The organism is Ruminococcus sp. MSJ-25, from assembly GCF_018917825.1.
Classification (GTDB): Bacteria; Bacillota; Clostridia; order Oscillospirales; family Ruminococcaceae; genus Hominimerdicola; species Hominimerdicola aceti.
On sequence record NZ_JAHLPI010000016.1, the window covers coordinates 182,290 to 199,366 of the forward strand.

Genomic DNA, 17,077 nt, shown 5'->3' on the forward strand with positions numbered 1-17,077 from the left:
GTTATAATGGAATTTGTGATGTTTGAGGTGCAAGTATGAATGTACAGTTGAAGGAACTTTTCGATATAATCGGAGAGCGAAAAACGATCGATTATTCCATAACAGCAGACAAGCTGTCGGAGTATGGCGGATATTCTTTTGCATCGCCCGTTGCGGTAACAGGTGAGATAGAGAACAGGGCAGGAGTGGTAACGCTCAGGTTCAAGACTGTTTTTACTATGGATCACACCTGTGACAGATGTCTAAAGGAGTTCAGCAGGGAGTATGTTTATGACTTTGAACACACTCTGGTGAGAAGTGTTCAAAGCGACAGGGACGATTATGTGGTCTGCGAGAACAATACTCTTGATCTGGACGAATTAGCTATTTCAGATTTGTTGTTACAGCTGCCTACAAAAATTCTTTGCAGGGATGACTGCAAGGGTTTGTGTTACGTTTGCGGACAGGATTTGAATGAGGGCAAATGTAACTGCTCTTGACGGGAAATAGCTGAACAGACTATAATGATTTTACTGACGAGGAGGTGCCAGAATGGCAGTACCAAAGAGAAAAGTATCCAAGGCTAGACGTGACAAGAGACGTTCAGCAGTTTGGAAGCTTGACGCACCTGCACTTTGTAAATGTTCTAACTGCGGTGAGCTTACTTCACCACACAAGGTTTGCAAGAATTGCGGTTATTATAAGGGCGTAGAGGTTATCAAGAAGGAAGCATAATTTTTGATAAGCACATAGAGCAGAATGGCTTAGGCCGTTCTGCTCTTTTTTGTTGTAGCAGTGAAAAAGGCGGGCAAACGCTGTTTGCTTCTACATATTTGTAGTAAAAAAATCTATGGAATGTGGGTGCTGTATTTCTCGTATGGTTGACAAAACGTGAGAAATTGTGTTATACTATATGATGTATCAATGTGCAAATTTATATGAAATGAGGTCGATATATATGTCATTGCCGATCGTTGCGATAGTGGGCAGACCTAATGTTGGTAAGTCTACTCTTTTTAATAAGCTTATCGGTCAAAGACTTTCTATAGTTGAAGATACTCCTGGCGTCACAAGAGATAGGATATATGCAAAGTGCGAATGGCTCGGACACGAGTTCATGCTGGTGGACACGGGCGGAATCGAGCCTGAGTCTGATGATATTATCCTTGCTCAGATGCGCAGACAGGCTGAGCTTGCTATACTGAAAGCTGATGTCACCATTCTTGTGACAGACCTTAAATGCGGAGTTACTGCCACTGATTATGAGGTGGCACAGATGCTTTTGAAATCGGGCAAGCCTATCGTGCTTTGCGTGAACAAGGTGGATAATGTGGGCGAACCGCCTATGGAGCTGTATGAGTTCTATAATCTCGGCTTGGGCGAACCGTTTCCTGTTTCTTCTGTTCATGGTCACGGAACGGGCGATCTCCTTGACGAGGTGCTGAAATATCTTCCGGAGGAAAATGAAGAGGACGATGACGATGATTCGATAAAGGTCGCTGTTATCGGCAAGCCTAACGTTGGAAAGTCCTCTATAATAAACAAGATATGCGGTGAGGAACGTGTTATCGTATCAAATATTGCAGGCACTACCCGTGACGCTACCGACTCGATTGTGGAGAACGAAAAGGGCAAGTTCGTTTTCATAGATACGGCTGGTATCAGACGTAAGTCAAAGGTACTGGAGACTATTGAGAAATACTCTGTGTTGAGGGCTTATATGGCTGTTGACAGAGCCGATGTTGCGGTTATCGTTATTGACGCAACTGTGGGCTTTACTGAGCAGGATTCAAAGGTGGCAGGCTATGCACATGAAAAGGGCAAGGCTTGCGTTGTTGCGGTGAACAAGTGGGACGCTATTGAGAAAGAAACCAACACCATGAACGACTTTCAGAAAAAGCTTCAGGACGATTTCAGCTTCATGAGCTATGTGCCTTTTGTGTTCATCTCTGCAAAAACAGGTCTGAGAATGGACAAGCTTTTTGATACTATCAAGTTCGTTGCAGAGCAGAACTCTATTAGAATACCGACAGGCAGACTTAACGATGTTCTCGCATATGCTACCCAAAGGGTACAGCCACCGTCTGACAAGGGCAGAAGGCTGAAGATATATTACATGACGCAGGTTTCTACCAAACCGCCTACATTCGTGTTTTTTGTAAACAGAGCCGATCTGTATCATTTTTCCTATCAGCGTTATATTGAAAATCAGATAAGAGAGACCTTCGGACTTGAAGGCACGCCTATCGTTTTCAAGATAAGAGAGCGTGACAAGGACGACGTTAAATAAAATTCTGGAGGTTATTTTGTGGACATATTTTTAAGTCTGGCATTCACTATAATTTTTTCCTATCTTTTCGGAAGTCTTAATTCTGCCATAATCGTGTGCAGAGTTTTAAAGCATAAGGATATCCGTGATTACGGAAGCAACAACGCAGGTTTGACCAATGTTCTGAGAGTGTTCGGCAAAGGGCCTGCGGCGGCAACGCTGTTGTGCGATCTTGCAAAGGGCGTGCTTGCGGTAGTTATCTGCCGACTTGTGGTGACAAACGGTTTTGGCGTGACATTTTTTCATGACGATAAGTTTATCGGGTATCTTGCGGGCTTTTTTGTAATGCTTGGACATATTTTCCCGGTATTCTATGGCTTTCACGGTGGAAAGGGCGTTCTTATTGCGGCAACGACTCTTATCGCTATCGATCCGCTGACCTGTGCTTTCTCAGTGGCTGTTTTCGCTATCGTGCTTGCGGCAACAAAATACGTGTCTGTAGGTTCTATATGCGCCGCTATCGCATATCCTGTTTTTACGCCTATCGTTCAGCTTTTTATCATCAAGGGCGACGGCGTTCTTGCAAACACTCTTATGGCAACGGCTATCGGTCTGCTTATCATTTATATGCACAGACCTAATATCAAACGCCTTATGAACGGCACCGAAAACAAATTCGGAAGCAAGAAAAAGGCGTAAGGGAGGTTTTATTATGGCAGATATTACTATACTCGGTTCAGGCGGATTTGGTCTTGCACTGGCAATAATGTGCGACAATGCAGGGCATAAAGTAACAGTATGGTCAAAGTTTCAGGACGAGATAGATGCTATCAAGAGAACAGGCGAGCTTAAAGCAAAGCTCCCTGGCGTTCAGGTGAACAAGACTATCGAGCTTACAACGGATATAAGCTGTGTTAAGGATAAAGACATGGTGATACTTGGCATACCTTCACCTTTCCTCAGAGAGGTCTGCGAAAGCGTTGTGCCTTATCTTGAAAGCAGAACGATAGTTGTGAACACGGCAAAGGGTCTTGAGGGCGGAAGCCTTAAAACTATGTGCTGTGTGGCGAAAGAGTGCTTTCCGAACAATCATGTTGCGGTGCTTACCGGTCCGTCACACGCAGAGGAAGTGGCAAGAAAAGTTCCAACTACTGTTGTTACTGCTTCTGACGACAGGGAGGTTTCATATTATATACAGAACACTCTTTCTAACGATACGTTCAGAGTGTATGTTAATGATGACGTTATGGGCTGCGAGATAGGCGGTTCGCTGAAAAACGTCATCGCTTTGGCGGCAGGCGTTTGCGACGGCCTTGGACTTGGTGACAACACAAAGGCTGCACTTATGACAAGGGGTATCAGAGAGATATCACGTCTTGGAGTTGCAATGGGCGCAAAGCTTGAAACCTTTGGCGGACTTAGCGGCATAGGCGACCTTATCGTTACCTGCTGTTCAATGCACAGCAGAAACCGTCGTGCGGGTATTCTCATAGGCAAGGGAGTTACCCCTGAGGAGGCTGTAAGACAGGTCGGCACTGTTGAGGGCTATGTATGCACCAAAAACGCATGGGAGCTTTCAAAGAGAATGGGAATTGAAATGCCTATCACAGAACAGCTTGCAAAGGTGCTTTTTGAGGGTGAGCCTGCGGCTAACGCTATCAAAAATCTTATGGGCAGACCGAACAGAAATGAAACTGAGTCAACTTTTCTGAGTTAGGAAAGCGACCGTTGAAAGGACGGATACATATGCTTAAAAGATACACTATCAAGACAGAACGCAGAGGGCTTTACAACATCACGAGCTATGTAAGGCAGGCTGTCACAGAATCAGGGGTTCAGGAGGGCGTTGCAGTTATATTTTGTCCCCACACCACGGCGGCGATAACAATAAACGAAAACGCTGACCCTGACGTAAAGACGGACCTTCTTTATGCCTTGGAGGAAACATTTCCAAACAGACCGCAGTTCCGTCACGCTGAGGGCAACTCTGACGCTCATATGAAATCAAGCTGTGTTGGTGCTTCGGAAACTGTTATCATCGACGATAACGAACTTCTTCTGGGCACTTGGCAGGGTATCTATTTCGCTGAGTTTGACGGTCCGAGAACAAGAAACTTTTTTGTGAAGATAATAAAGGGCTGATTTTGGCGTTTTTCCTCTTTACAATCTGCTGAAAATATTGTATAATTAATATGGATAATTCCAACGAAAATATGTGTTAAGGAGTGCTTTGAAATATGGAACCTAAATATAAGAGAATATTGCTCAAATTAAGCGGTGAGGCTCTCGCAGGCGATAAGAAGATAGGTCTTGACTATGACGTTATCACCTCATTCGGCAAGAGTATAAAAAAGTGTGTTGACGCTGGCGTTGAGGTCGGTATCGTTGTAGGCGGCGGCAATTTCTGGAGAGGCAGATCAAGCGGTGCAATGGACAGAACAAGAGCCGACCATATCGGTATGCTCGCAACTGCTATGAACGCACTTGCTGTTGCGGACGGCCTTGAGAACTGCGGTCTTGAAGTGAGAGTACAGACGGCTATATCCATGCCACAGGTGGCTGAGCCTTACATCAGAAACAAGGCTATGCGTCACTTTGAAAAGGGCAGAGTAGTTATCTTCGGCTGCGGCACCGGTAACCCATTCTTCTCAACTGATACGGCTGCTGCACTGAGAGCGGCTGAGATAGAGGCTGACATATTCTTTAAGGCTACCATGGTAGACGGTGTTTATGACAAGGATCCTCACAAGTATCCTGACGCTGTTAAGTATGACACACTTACATTTGCTGATATCCTTGCAAAGGGTCTGCAGGTAATGGACTCGACCGCTGCGGCAATGTGTAAGGATAACAATATCCCGATACTCGTTTTCGATCTTGCAAGACCAGACAATATCTATGACGCTTGCATGGGCGAAAATATAGGCACTCTCGTAAAATAATAAAGATAATCAAGAAAGGATCGTTTGAATATGAAACAGATCAAGGAAAATGCTAAGACAAAAATGGAAAAATCCATAAACGTTATGCTTTCGGACTTTGCAGGCATCAGAGCAGGCAGAGCTAATCCGTCCGTACTCAACAAAGTCCAGGTAGAATATTATGGCGCAATGACACCTGTTACACAAATGGCGGCGGTTTCTGTTGCTGAGGCAAGAGTGCTTGTTATACAGCCATGGGATAAGTCAACTCTCAAGCCTATAGAAAAGGCTATCCAGGCTTCTGATATCGGCATCAATCCACAGAATGACGGCTCTGTTATAAGACTTACTTTCCCACAGCTCACTGAGGACAGACGTAAGGAGCTTGTTAAGGACATCAAGAAAATGGGCGAGGAGTGCAAGGTCGCTATCCGTTCTATCAGACGTGACGCTATGGAAAAGTTCAAGGCAATGAAGAAGAACAACGAGATCACAGAGGACGATCTTAAGGACTGCGAGGACGAGATCCAGAAGCTTACTGACAGGTTCGTTAAGGAAGTTGACGGTCACGTTGCCGAAAAGGAAAAAGAGATACTCTCTATCTAAGCCATGGCGAATAATGAGAAGATAAGCCTTGGAGAGAACGTGTCTGTGCCTGTTCATGTGGGCGTTATCATGGACGGCAACGGCAGATGGGCGAAAAAGAGGGGATTGCCCCGAAAGTTCGGACACAGAGAGGGCGCAAAGACCTTTCGTACCATAACAAGACACGCCAAGGCGCTTGGAATACAGTATATAACTTACTATGCGTTTTCTACCGAGAACTGGAAAAGACCTAAGGACGAGGTAGACGCAATTATGGATCTTTTTGAAAAGTATCTTGACGAGGTCAGGGACTTTATCGAGGAGAATATCAGGGTGCGCTTTATAGGCGACAGAACAAGGCTCAGCGAAAATCTGCAAAGGAAAATGGCTTCCGTTGAGGAGGACTCAAAGGACTTTGACTCTATGACCCTTGTGCTTGCTATCAACTACGGCGGCAGGGACGAGATTTGCCATGCGGCTAAGACATTGGCTCAGCAGGTGAAAGAAGGCAAGCTGGAGCCTGAGGATATCACAATGGATATGATAGAGAGAAATCTCTACACTGAGGAGATACCCCCTGTTGACCTTGTTATAAGACCTAGCGGAGAGCAAAGATTGTCAAACTTTATGATATGGCAGGCGGCTTACGCGGAGTTTTATTACACAAATATCCTATGGCCTGACTTCAAAGGCAGCGACCTTGACAAGGCTGTTATCGCATACAGCGAAAGAAACAGAAGATTTGGAGGGGTGTAAAAAAATGTCTACCCGTATTAAATCTGCGGCAGTTGCCATTGTTATCGCAGTGATACTGCTTATCGCACACGGAACGTTCCTGTTCAACATTGCGGTGGGCGCAATTTCTGCACTTGCAATATATGAGATATTCAGGGCGACAAAAATGACAGAGCATAAGTATCAGACCATTGCCTGCTGTGCGTTTGCCTTTGTGGACGCTTTCATGCCTGTGTTCTACAGACACGGCTGGCTGTACTTTTTCAGCTACAAGCTTTATATGGGGCTTTTCGTTATAGCAATGTGTCTGCTTTATCTTAAAGAGCATACAAAATTCCAGTATACAGAGTTTTTCTTCATGCTGGGCGTGGGCATACTTCTGCCGTATTCATTCTCAACTTTGGTCACAATGGCAGGCTTGGGCGGCAAGGGCGTGTTTATGATAGTTCTTACTCTTGCAGCGGCTTGGCTGGCTGACAGCGGTGCTTATTTTGCAGGAACTTTCTTCGGCAAAACAAAGCTTTGCCCTGAGATAAGCCCTAAGAAAACTGTGGAGGGACTTATAGGCGGCGTTATCTCAAATGGTATTCTTATGCTTGTAATAAGCCTGTTCTATCAGTTCGTACTTAAAGGCGAGCCTATCCACTATCTAGGCGTTCTAATCGCAGGTATGCTTGCGGCTCTTATCGGACTTGTGGGCGACCTTACAGCTTCGGTGATAAAAAGACAGACAGGTATAAAGGACTATGGCAACATAATGCCTGGTCACGGTGGAATAATGGATCGCTTTGACAGCGTTCTGCTCGTTGCACCTTTTATGTACTATATGTTCACACAGGGGCTTATACTTAAATAGAAAATTATGACTTTTAGGGGCAGGCTTAGGCTTACCCCTTTTAAGCGTTATTAAGGCAACACCGCTTGCAAACCATCTTTATGCGGAATTGCCTGAATTTATTTTATATGATGAGGGACAATAAATGAAAACAATGACCATACTCGGTTCAACGGGTTCTATAGGCACGCAGGCATTAGAAGTGGCTGCAAAGCATAATATTAAAGTAAAGGCGCTTGCGGCAAATTCTGACGTTGAAAAGCTTGCGGCTCAGGCTAAGGAGCTTTTGCCTGAATGTGTGTGTATCTACCGAGAGGACAAAAAGTCAGAGCTTGAAAAGCTTCTCAGTGGCACTGGCATAAAAATATCCACAGGCATGGAGGGACTTAAAGAGATAGCAAGAATGGACGGGGTCGATATCATGCTCAACTCAGTCGTTGGCATGGTGGGTCTTGTGCCAACCCTTACGGCTATCGAAAAAGGCACTGACATTGCCCTTGCCAACAAGGAAACACTTGTGGCAGGCGGTGAGCTTGTTATAAAGGCGGCGGCTGAAAAGGGAGTGAAGATATATCCTGTGGACAGCGAACATTCGGCTATCTTTCAGTGCCTGCAGGGCAACGAGGGCAACAAGCTCAAAGGGATAATACTTACAGCTTCGGGCGGACCATTCTTCGGCAAAACAAAGTCTGACCTGGAGGGCGTGACAGTCGAGCAGGCTCTTAATCACCCTAACTGGTCAATGGGCAGAAAGATAACCATTGACTCTGCTACGCTTATGAACAAGGGTCTTGAATTTATCGAAGCAATGTGGCTTTTCAATCTCAGACCTGAGCAAATAGAGATAGTTGTCCATAGACAGAGCGTTGTACATTCAGCGGTGGAGTATGAGGATAATTCTGTTATCGCACAGCTTGGCGTGCCTGATATGAAAATACCCATACAGTATGCCCTGCTTTATCCTGAGAGAGTGGAATGTGATGTGAAAAAGCTGTCCCTTACAGACTATGGAAAGCTCACTTTCGAGAAGCCTGACTATGATACGTTCGATTGTCTGAGGGCTTGTATAAAGGCTGTCACTATCGGTGGAAATCTTCCTGCGGCAGTGAATGGAGCGAATGAGGAAGCCGTTGCGGCTTTTCTTGACGGCAGGATAAATTTTCTTGACATCGGCAGAATAGTAATGAATGTCTGCGAGAATACACCACGGGAAGAGATAAAGTGCGTGGAAGATGTGCTGGAAGCGGATAGAAAGGCTAGGGAGAGAGCGAAGAAGCTTATCGGAGCTTAGTGAGGAGCGGCTTTTAAGTGAGGAGTGAGGAGTGAAGAATGGCAAAGCCGACCAAGCAAATCACCAGAAAAAAGTAAAATAAAGCATCGAGCAAAGCGATTTTGCGGCAAGATAAACTATCCCGAATATTTGTAGGGGCTTGGCGAAATTTCTGTTCGCAAGCTCACAGAAATGCGACAGCCCGCTCGGAGGAGCGAGGTTTGAATTATCCAGAGCCTATGTAGAAAACATTATGTGGATAACACAAATGAGATTGTAGACGAAATGTCGGAGGGGTCGGGACGTCGGATTTATGCAAAGCAGAAATTGCGCCGCTCCCCTACAGAAAATAAATTACAACAACATTAGTAAATCAAACGCACAGAGTGTTCATGCGAGGTAAAAAAATGAGTATATTATTTGCAATATTGATCTTTGAAGCTATCATAATAATACACGAGCTTGGTCACTTTATTGCGGCGAAAGCCAGCGGAGTAAAGGTCAACGAGTTCGCTATTGGCATGGGTCCTGCCATTATCAAAAAGAAAAAGGGCGATACCCTTTACGCTTGGCGTGTGTTTCCCATAGGCGGCTATTGTGCCATGGAGGGCGAGGATAACGGAAGCGAGGACGGCGGTGCGTTTTGTAATAAAAGCCTGCCAAAAAGAATGCTTATTGTGGTGGCAGGCGTTATAATGAATCTTGTGCTTGGATATATTATCCTTTGTATCAGCACCGCAAGGTCTGACGGCATCGCAACCACCACTATATCGTGGTTTGAGGATAACGCTATGTCCCAATCGACCGGCTTGCAGGTGGGTGACGAGATAATCGAGGTCAACGGCATGAGGATTTTCACTACTATGGATATGTCCTATCAGTTTGGAAACGATGAGGACGGCAAGTTCGATATGGTGGTGAAGCGTGACGGAAAAAAGGTGGAGCTTAAAGATGTCACCTTTGCAACGGACGATAATACCATGCACATTGATTTCAAGGTCGCACCCAAAGCTGTGACCGTCGGCTCTGTGATAACTCAGTCTTTTAAGCAGGGCTGTACTGACGGCAGACTTATCTATATCTCCTTTGCCGACCTTATAAGAGGGAAGTATTCCATAAAAGATCTCAGCGGTCCTGTTGGTATCGTTGATACTATCGACAATGTTATCGACAGCGAAAGGGACAGCCAGTCGGGTAAAATAGATTGGGCGTCACTTATTGACACAATGTTGTCGCTGGGTGCGTTCATGACCATAAATATCGGCATTTTCAATCTCTTGCCATTGCCTGCACTTGACGGCGGAAGACTTTTGTTTCTTATTATCGAAGCGGTACGCCGTAAGCCTGTCAAGCCTGAGCATGAGGGAATGGTACACGCTATCGGTATGGCGGCTCTGTTGCTTCTTATGGTAGTGGTGACAGTGAGCGATATTATCAAGCTTGTTTAAAGGAGGAACTGTTTATGTCAGGTGAAAATAAGAGAAACGTAAGACCTGTCAAGGTGGGAGGACTTGTCCTTGACGGCAAAAAGATATATATCCAATCAATGCTCAATGTTCCGTCTACGGACATAGAAGGCTCTGTTAAGCAGGCTGTGGAGCTTGAAAAAGCTGGCTGTGAAATAGTAAGAGCGGCTATACCAAACATGGAAGCCGTTAAGCTTATCCCTGCTATCAAAGAGAAGATCTCTATCCCTCTTGTGGCGGATATCCACTTTGACTATCGCCTTGCCATTGCGGCGGCGGAAGCAGGTATCGACAAGATAAGGATAAATCCCGGCAATATCGGCTCTATGGATAGGGTGAAAGCGGTGGTTAAAGCCTGTCGTGAAAGAAATATCCCTATCAGGATAGGCGTGAACGGCGGTTCTCTGGAAAAGGAGCTTCTTGCGAAATACGGTTCGCCAACTGCGGAAGCCCTAGTGGAAAGTGCAATGGGTCATGTGAGAATTTTGGAGCAGTGCGACTTTGAGAATATAGTTATCTCTATAAAGTCATCAGACGTGCCGACTATGATAAAGGCATACAGATTGTGTGCACAGACCTGTAACTATCCTCTGCACCTTGGAGTAACTGAGGCTGGCACCGAGAGAATGGGTCTTATAAAATCATCTATCGGTATAGGTTCGCTTCTGTGCGACGGCATTGGCGAAACTATAAGAGTTTCACTTACCGACGAGCCTGTAAAAGAGATATACGCCGCAAAGGATATTTTAAAGGCTATCGGCAAAAGTGGCGGAGTAAGGATAGTTTCCTGCCCTACCTGCGGAAGAACTAGGATAGACCTTATAGGTCTTGCAAAAAAGGTTGAGGAAGCCACCAAGGATATAGACAAGGATATCAAGATAGCCGTTATGGGCTGTGTTGTGAACGGCATAGGCGAGTCTGGCAACGCTGATATCGGCATTGCAGGCGGTGACGGCTGTGCGGTGATATTCAGCCACGGTGAAAAGCTCAGAAAGGTATCAGAGGAGGAGGCTTTGCCTGCGCTTCTGGCGGAAATAGAAAAACTTTAAAAGGATATACCATAAATGAATACATACACCATTGAAAGCTTCTTTGAGAACTATAAGGAGCTTATACCCTCTGTGATAGAAAAGGGCAGGATATTAAGGCTGGGCTATAACGAAGAAAACGGCACTTTTACCTGTCAGGCGGCTTTTGACAAGCTGGTGCCTTTTGACAGCACAGTGGAATTTGAAATGAAAATGAGGGCGGCTCTCGGAGCAGGAAAGTTTATTTTGCAGCTCAAATATACCCCTGATATGCTTTGTGCGGAGTATTTTCCTGAGCTTTGCAAGTTTCTTAAAAGCAGATTTCCTCTTGTGAACGGTTTTTTTGACAACGCTGAGGCTGTTTATGAAAACGGCATTTTCACCGTGGATATAAAACACGGAGGCGAAGCGTTGCTGAAAAAGGCGGGCATAGAAACGGCTTTCCCTGCACTCACCATGGAGCTTTTCTCGGTGAGGGCGGATATAAGGCTCACAGGTGTGCTTGAAACTGATATGGAAGAGCATCAGCGTGAGCAGGAGGAGTTTTTGAACTCCCTCCCTGTGCCGAAAATAGACCCTGCACAGCCTGAGAAAAAGGCGGCTGTTACCACTAATACTGCAAGCGGTGCTTCTGTGGATTTCCGAACTGCAAATGTGGACTTCACAAGGTTCTCGCTTCTGTGCGATGACGCTCTTGTGCTTATGGGTGCGCCAATATCAGGAAACGAGCAGGTGATGCAGATGAAAGATATCCCTGCGGATTACCGTGGACGTGTGGTGGTCTGGGGCGATATTTTCGGACCTGTGGAAACAAAGGAAACAAAGTCGGGTATGCTTATAGCACACCTGAATTTTACCGACTATACTTCCTCAAACTCTATAAAGTTCATAGGCTCAAACAAGAATTTCAGAAACATGAAAGGCTTGAAAAGGGCAGTGCTTGAGGCAATGCTGGAACACCTTAAGGCAGGCAAGACCATACTTGTGGCAGGTGAGATAGAGGAGGACGATTTCGACCACTCTATAAACATCAAGCCTGATAGCATTATGGTGGTAAAGCGTGAAAAGGAAAAGGATACCTGCGAGCATAAGCGTGTGGAGCTTCATTGCCATACCAATATGTCTATGATGGACGCTCTCACTCCTGCGGGCAAGCTTGTGGAAAGAGCCTATTCATGGGGACACAAAGCCCTTGCCATAACAGACCATGGTGTCGTTCAGGGCTATCCTGACGCCGGAAATACCTGTATCGGCATACGCAAGGGCGGCGGTGACTTCAAGGTTCTTTACGGCATAGAGTCATACGAGGTCAATAATGACGAAAAGATATTCCGTGGAACGGACAAGCGTGAGCTTACAGACGAGATAATCTGCTTTGACCTTGAAACTACGGGTACAAATCCTAATGAAGATAGGATCATCGAGATAGGCGCTGTCAAACTGAGAGATCTTGAAGTTGTGGACAAGCTCGATATTTTTGTGAACCCTGAAAGACCTATCCCTGAGTTTATCTCAAACCTCACCCACATCACTGACGATATGGTAAAGGACGGTGCAAGCGAAAGGGAAGCTCTCCTTAAATTCAATGAGTTTATCGGCGACGACCCTGTTCTTGTGGCGCACAATTCTCAGTTCGATACGGGCTTTATATCCGCCTGCGCAAAAAGACAGGGCATCGAGATAAAATATTCTTCTATAGACACTGTGCCAATGTCGCAGATAATGCTTCCGGAGCTTGAAAAGCATAAACTCAACTATGTGGCGGAGCATTTCGGACTTGGGGATTTTCAGCACCACCGTGGCTGTGATGACGCAGAGGTGCTTGCAGGTATATTCATAAGGCTGTCGAAAATGCTCATGGAGCAGTATCCTCTGATTCTTATAACAGTGGATATGCTCAACAGCTTGCTTGCAAATGAAAATCAGGTGCTTGCAAAGCCGACTTATCACCAAATTATTATCGTAAGAAATAACACGGGTCTGAAAAATCTGTATAGGCTTATATCAGACTCCAATCTTAAATATTTCAAAAGACGTCCGAGAATACCAAAATCTGAGCTTGTAAGACACCGTGAGGGTCTTATCCTTGGTAGTGCCTGCGAGCGTGGCGAGGTCATTCAGGCTTATCTCGAGGGCAGAAACTATGAGGAGATAAAGCAGATAGCAAGCTTTTATGACTATCTGGAGATACAGCCTGACGGAAACAACAAATTTATGCTCACCACCGAAAAGCCTCCTTATGACAGGATCCACACAGCGGAGGATATAAAGGATATAAACCGCTTTATTGTAAAACTTGGGGAGGACTTGGGCATACCCGTCTGCGCAACAGGCGACGTGCATTTTATGGACAAGACCGACGCACAGTTCAGGTCGGTGATACAGGCTTCAATGGGCTTCCCTGACGCCGATACTCAGCCTCCTTTGTATCTTAAGACCACAAACCAAATGCTTGACGAGCTGAGTTATCTAGGCGAGGAAAAGGCGTTTGAGGTCGTTGTAACGAATACAAACAACGTGGCTGATATGGTAGACCCTGACCTGAAAGCGTTCCCGAACGGTACTTATACACCTTTTATCGAAGGCTCGGTTTATCAGCTTCAGTATATATGCTGGAAGAAATGCTGTTCCATTTACGGCGACTGTGACCCTGAGACCATAGAAGTCCCTGAGGGCGAGGACGTTGACGTATCAAAATATTTTGAGGGACACATTCCAGACCTTGTTTTCAAAAGACTTAAAAGAGAGCTTGACTCTATTATCAAGCACGGATTTGCAGTGCTTTACATGATATCTCAGAAACTTGTTGCCAACTCTAACGAGAATGGCTATCAGGTAGGTTCAAGAGGCTCGGTAGGTTCGTCCTTCGTTGCCTCCATGTCAGGTATCTCTGAGGTAAATCCTCTTGTGCCACACTATGTCTGTCTTAACTGCCACCACAGCGAGTTCATTACAGACGGCTCGGTAGGCTCAGGCTTTGACCTGCCACCGAAAAACTGTCCTGTGTGCGGAGAGAATATGCACCGTGACGGACACGATATCCCATTTGAAACGTTCCTTGGCTTTGACGGCGATAAAGCACCTGATATCGACCTTAACTTCTCAGGTGACTATCAGGCAAAGGCGCATAAATATACTGAAGTTCTTTTCGGTGAGGACCATGTGTTCAAAGCCGGTACTATCGGCATGATCCAGGAAAAAACCGCTTTCGGCTATGTTATGAAATATCTTGACGAGCGTGGAAAGACCGTTCCAAAGGCTGAGATAGAAAGACTTAAACTCGGCTGCTGCGGCATAAAGAGAACGACCTCTCAGCACCCGGGTGGAATGGTCGTTATCCCTAGCGACTATGAGGTCTATGACTTCACACCAGTTCAGCACCCTGCGGAAAAAGTGGACTCTGACATGGTAACTACCCACTTCGACTTCCATTCTCTCCACGATACTATCTTGAAGCTTGACGAGCTTGGTCACGATAACCCGACAATGTATAAGTATCTGGAAATGTTCACAGGACGAGATATCCTCGATTGCCCCATGTCTGACCCTGCGGTATATTCGCTGTTCACTTCCCCTGAGTCACTTGGAGTGACGGAGGAGGATATAATGTGTCAGACGGGAACGCTCGGTATACCTGAAATGGGTACGCCGTTCGTAAGACAAATGCTTCTTGACTGTCAGCCGAAAAACTTCTCTGACCTTTTGCAGATATCAGGACTTTCACACGGCACTGACGTATGGCTCGGCAACGCACAGGAGCTTATCAAAAACGGAACCTGCGATATCTCAAATGTTATCGGTACTCGTGACAGTATCATGACATATCTGCTTTATCATGGCGTTGAGCCAAAGCTGTCATTTAAGATAATGGAGATAACCCGTAAGGGAAAAGCTCCGAAACTGCTCACAGAGGAAATGAAAGAGAATATGCGTCAGCATGACGTTCCGGAGTGGTATATCGACAGTTGTTTGAAGATAAAATATATGTTCCCGAAAGCCCATGCGGCGGCATATGTTACGGCAGCTATAAGACTTTGTTGGTTCAAGGTGCATGAGCCGCTTGCGTTCTATGCAACTTATTTTACGGTTAAAGGCGAGGATTTTGATGCAGAGATCGCTCTCAAAGGAAAATATATCGTCAGAAGCAAGATAGAAGAAATAAAGAATAAACCAAAAGACGAGGTGTCGGGTAAGGACAGCGGTGTGCTTGAAATTCTCATGCTTGTGAATGAAATGCTCAGCCGTGGATATGACTTTTTGCCTGTAAACATCAAAAAATCCCACGCAACTATCTATCAGATAGAGGACGGCAAGATAAGACTTCCGTTCTGTTCACTTAACGGAGTGGGCGAGTCTGCGGCGATAAGCATTTACGAAAAGGCGCAGAACGGCGAGTTTATCTCTATCGAGGAGTTCCAACAGCAGAGCGGAGTGTCCAAATCTGTTATCGAAACTCTTGAGAAAAACGGAGCTTTCGGCGATATGCCTAAATCTAACCAGATATCGTTGTTCTGATAGTTACTATGCACAATTTCATACTTTGCCCTTGTAACACTATTGACAAACAAGGGCGGGTGTGATAAAATTATTTGTGTTGATACTATGCTATCACTTTACTACGATAAAGTGAGTAAAGGCGTTACATAACAGCATAGAAAGAGGGACGTCGAGGACGCCGCCCCACTACAATTCACTTAAATGTGTGTTTATGCGGATATTTATTCAAGCGTCAACATAAGAAGTACAATCTATAATTTATATACAGGAAGGGAAAGTGTATGAAAAGATATGATCTTATAACCCCTGAGGGTACGAGAGATCTGCTGTTTGAGGGCTGTCTGGCACGAAGAATGGTGGAGGACAGGCTGTCAAAGCTGTTTGAGGGCTTTGGCTACAGCGAGGTGGTAACACCGGGAATAGAGTTTTACGATCTGTTTATGGGAAGCTCGAGAAACTTCCAGCAGGAGAGTCTTTATAAGCTCACAGACTCAAAGGGCAGACTTATCGTTATGCGTCCTGATTCCACGATACCCATAGCAAGACTTGCTTCCACAAGACTAAAGGGGGCAAAGCTTCCCCTTAGACTATACTACAATCAGAGCATTTTTGAAAATAACTCCCTGCTCAAAGGACGTTCAGACGAGGTAGTTCAGGCAGGCATCGAGCTTATTGGCGGAGAAAATTCCAAGAGAGCAGATTACGAGGTGCTATGCACGGCTGTTGAAGCCCTTTCAAGCTTTGACAAAGAGAATTTCAGACTTGAGATAGGTCATATCGGCTATTTCAAGGAGCTTGTGGCTCAGCTTGACGTTGACGACGCAGTAAGAGAGGAGATAAGACTTCTTATCTCTGCAAAAAACTATCCTGCACTTAACGATATCCTTGACGAAGTGGGCGACAATCAGGTGACTAACGCGCTCAGACAGCTCCCAAGACTTTTCGGAGGTGTTGAGGTGTTCGACAAGGCTGCGGATATTTATACTGACGATAAGATAACAGGCATACTTTATAATCTTAAAGAGGTCTACACCAGACTTTCAAGCCTTGGTTATGAGGGCAAGATATCTGTTGACCTTGGCATCGTGAGTCATGCGGATTACTACACAGGCATTGTGTTCAAGGGCTATCTTTCAGAGGTCGGTCAGTCGGTGCTTAAAGGCGGAAGATATGACAGGCTTCTTGCAGAGTTTGGCAACGATTGCCCGGCGGTGGGCTTCGGCATAAGCGTTGACTCTGTTGCAAGACATATCGAAAAGCTTGGCGGCGCACCAAAGCTCAGAACTCCTGACGCAGTTGTGTTTGGCGAAAAGGGCTATGTGGTTGAAGCAATGAAATATGCTCAGACGCTCGTAAGAGAGGGTCTGGCAGTTGAAAACTCGCTTTTCAACACCCTCGATGAAACAAAGGCTTACGCAAAATCAAAGGGAATAAAGAAGCTTGTGGCCGTTGGCAGCGAGATAACAGAGCTTGATATATAAGTTTGGAGGAT

15 protein-coding genes are annotated in these 17,077 nt (G+C 45.5%); all 15 read left to right on the top strand.

All coding sequences use genetic code 11. The features are described 5' to 3' along the window. Positions 1 to 35 precede the first annotated feature (35 nt). The 15 genes from KQH97_RS06765 (at position 36) to hisZ (ending at position 17,066) form a co-directional block, all read left to right on the top strand. Complete coding sequence (locus KQH97_RS06765) at positions 36 to 479, top strand: DUF177 domain-containing protein (RefSeq protein ID WP_022287399.1); 444 nt, start codon at positions 36 to 38, stop codon at positions 477 to 479. Between the two features lie 52 nt (positions 480 to 531). Further along, positions 532 to 714 (top strand): 50S ribosomal protein L32, encoded by a 183-nt coding sequence (gene rpmF, locus KQH97_RS06770; RefSeq protein WP_022287398.1) that lies wholly within the window; start codon positions 532 to 534, stop codon positions 712 to 714. 223 nt (positions 715 to 937) lie between these two features. Beyond that, positions 938 to 2,269, top strand: coding sequence for a ribosome biogenesis GTPase Der (der, locus tag KQH97_RS06775; protein ID WP_117876412.1), 1,332 nt, complete (start codon positions 938 to 940; stop codon positions 2,267 to 2,269). An 18-nt stretch (positions 2,270 to 2,287) separates the two neighbouring features. Beyond that, positions 2,288 to 2,947 (top strand): glycerol-3-phosphate 1-O-acyltransferase PlsY, encoded by a 660-nt coding sequence (gene plsY, locus KQH97_RS06780; RefSeq protein ID WP_022287396.1) that lies wholly within the window; start codon positions 2,288 to 2,290, stop codon positions 2,945 to 2,947. Positions 2,948 to 2,960: 13 nt separating this feature from the next. After that, positions 2,961 to 3,965: an NAD(P)H-dependent glycerol-3-phosphate dehydrogenase gene (locus tag KQH97_RS06785; protein WP_117876413.1), complete on the top strand. Its 1,005-nt coding sequence runs from the start codon at positions 2,961 to 2,963 to the stop codon at positions 3,963 to 3,965. A 29-nt stretch (positions 3,966 to 3,994) separates the two neighbouring features. Then, on the top strand, positions 3,995 to 4,390 hold the full coding sequence (locus KQH97_RS06790) for a secondary thiamine-phosphate synthase enzyme YjbQ (protein WP_117863217.1): 396 nt from the start codon (positions 3,995 to 3,997) through the stop codon (positions 4,388 to 4,390). Positions 4,391 to 4,485: 95 nt separating this feature from the next. Beyond that, the gene (gene pyrH / locus KQH97_RS06795) at positions 4,486 to 5,190 is read left to right on the top strand and encodes a UMP kinase (RefSeq protein ID WP_022287393.1); all 705 of its coding nucleotides are present in this window, start codon (positions 4,486 to 4,488) and stop codon (positions 5,188 to 5,190) included. A gap of 30 nt (positions 5,191 to 5,220) precedes the next feature. Then, positions 5,221 to 5,775: a ribosome recycling factor gene (gene frr, locus KQH97_RS06800; protein WP_022287392.1), complete on the top strand. Its 555-nt coding sequence runs from the start codon at positions 5,221 to 5,223 to the stop codon at positions 5,773 to 5,775. A gap of 3 nt (positions 5,776 to 5,778) precedes the next feature. Further along, the gene (locus KQH97_RS06805) at positions 5,779 to 6,510 is read left to right on the top strand and encodes an isoprenyl transferase (protein WP_216553603.1); all 732 of its coding nucleotides are present in this window, start codon (positions 5,779 to 5,781) and stop codon (positions 6,508 to 6,510) included. A 4-nt stretch (positions 6,511 to 6,514) separates the two neighbouring features. Further along, positions 6,515 to 7,345 (top strand): phosphatidate cytidylyltransferase, encoded by an 831-nt coding sequence (locus KQH97_RS06810; protein ID WP_046440001.1) that lies wholly within the window; start codon positions 6,515 to 6,517, stop codon positions 7,343 to 7,345. A gap of 124 nt (positions 7,346 to 7,469) precedes the next feature. Then, complete coding sequence (locus tag KQH97_RS06815) at positions 7,470 to 8,615, top strand: 1-deoxy-D-xylulose-5-phosphate reductoisomerase (protein ID WP_216553604.1); 1,146 nt, start codon at positions 7,470 to 7,472, stop codon at positions 8,613 to 8,615. A 386-nt stretch (positions 8,616 to 9,001) separates the two neighbouring features. Next, positions 9,002 to 10,042 (top strand): RIP metalloprotease, encoded by a 1,041-nt coding sequence (locus KQH97_RS06820; protein ID WP_216553605.1) that lies wholly within the window; start codon positions 9,002 to 9,004, stop codon positions 10,040 to 10,042. A 14-nt stretch (positions 10,043 to 10,056) separates the two neighbouring features. Then, on the top strand, positions 10,057 to 11,109 hold the full coding sequence (gene ispG, locus KQH97_RS06825; protein WP_216553606.1) for a flavodoxin-dependent (E)-4-hydroxy-3-methylbut-2-enyl-diphosphate synthase: 1,053 nt from the start codon (positions 10,057 to 10,059) through the stop codon (positions 11,107 to 11,109). A gap of 15 nt (positions 11,110 to 11,124) precedes the next feature. Beyond that, positions 11,125 to 15,603 carry a PolC-type DNA polymerase III gene (locus tag KQH97_RS06830; RefSeq protein ID WP_216553607.1) on the top strand — a complete coding sequence of 1,493 codons (4,479 nt, stop codon included), beginning with the start codon at positions 11,125 to 11,127 and terminating at the stop codon, positions 15,601 to 15,603. A 263-nt stretch (positions 15,604 to 15,866) separates the two neighbouring features. Continuing rightward, entirely contained in the window at positions 15,867 to 17,066 is a 1,200-nt protein-coding gene (gene hisZ / locus KQH97_RS06835) for an ATP phosphoribosyltransferase regulatory subunit (protein WP_216553608.1), read from the top strand. Positions 17,067 to 17,077 lie beyond the last annotated feature (11 nt).

Coding starts and splice junctions, on each gene's coding strand:
- KQH97_RS06765 (WP_022287399.1), top strand. CDS start 36: ATGAATGTACAGTTGAAGGAACTTTTCGATATAATCGGAGAGCGAAAA.
- rpmF (WP_022287398.1), top strand. CDS start 532: ATGGCAGTACCAAAGAGAAAAGTATCCAAGGCTAGACGTGACAAGAGA.
- der (WP_117876412.1), top strand. CDS start 938: ATGTCATTGCCGATCGTTGCGATAGTGGGCAGACCTAATGTTGGTAAG.
- KQH97_RS06785 (WP_117876413.1), top strand. CDS start 2,961: ATGGCAGATATTACTATACTCGGTTCAGGCGGATTTGGTCTTGCACTG.
- KQH97_RS06790 (WP_117863217.1), top strand. CDS start 3,995: ATGCTTAAAAGATACACTATCAAGACAGAACGCAGAGGGCTTTACAAC.
- pyrH (WP_022287393.1), top strand. CDS start 4,486: ATGGAACCTAAATATAAGAGAATATTGCTCAAATTAAGCGGTGAGGCT.
- frr (WP_022287392.1), top strand. CDS start 5,221: ATGAAACAGATCAAGGAAAATGCTAAGACAAAAATGGAAAAATCCATA.
- KQH97_RS06805 (WP_216553603.1), top strand. CDS start 5,779: ATGGCGAATAATGAGAAGATAAGCCTTGGAGAGAACGTGTCTGTGCCT.
- KQH97_RS06810 (WP_046440001.1), top strand. CDS start 6,515: ATGTCTACCCGTATTAAATCTGCGGCAGTTGCCATTGTTATCGCAGTG.
- KQH97_RS06815 (WP_216553604.1), top strand. CDS start 7,470: ATGAAAACAATGACCATACTCGGTTCAACGGGTTCTATAGGCACGCAG.
- KQH97_RS06820 (WP_216553605.1), top strand. CDS start 9,002: ATGAGTATATTATTTGCAATATTGATCTTTGAAGCTATCATAATAATA.
- ispG (WP_216553606.1), top strand. CDS start 10,057: ATGTCAGGTGAAAATAAGAGAAACGTAAGACCTGTCAAGGTGGGAGGA.
- KQH97_RS06830 (WP_216553607.1), top strand. CDS start 11,125: ATGAATACATACACCATTGAAAGCTTCTTTGAGAACTATAAGGAGCTT.
- hisZ (WP_216553608.1), top strand. CDS start 15,867: ATGAAAAGATATGATCTTATAACCCCTGAGGGTACGAGAGATCTGCTG.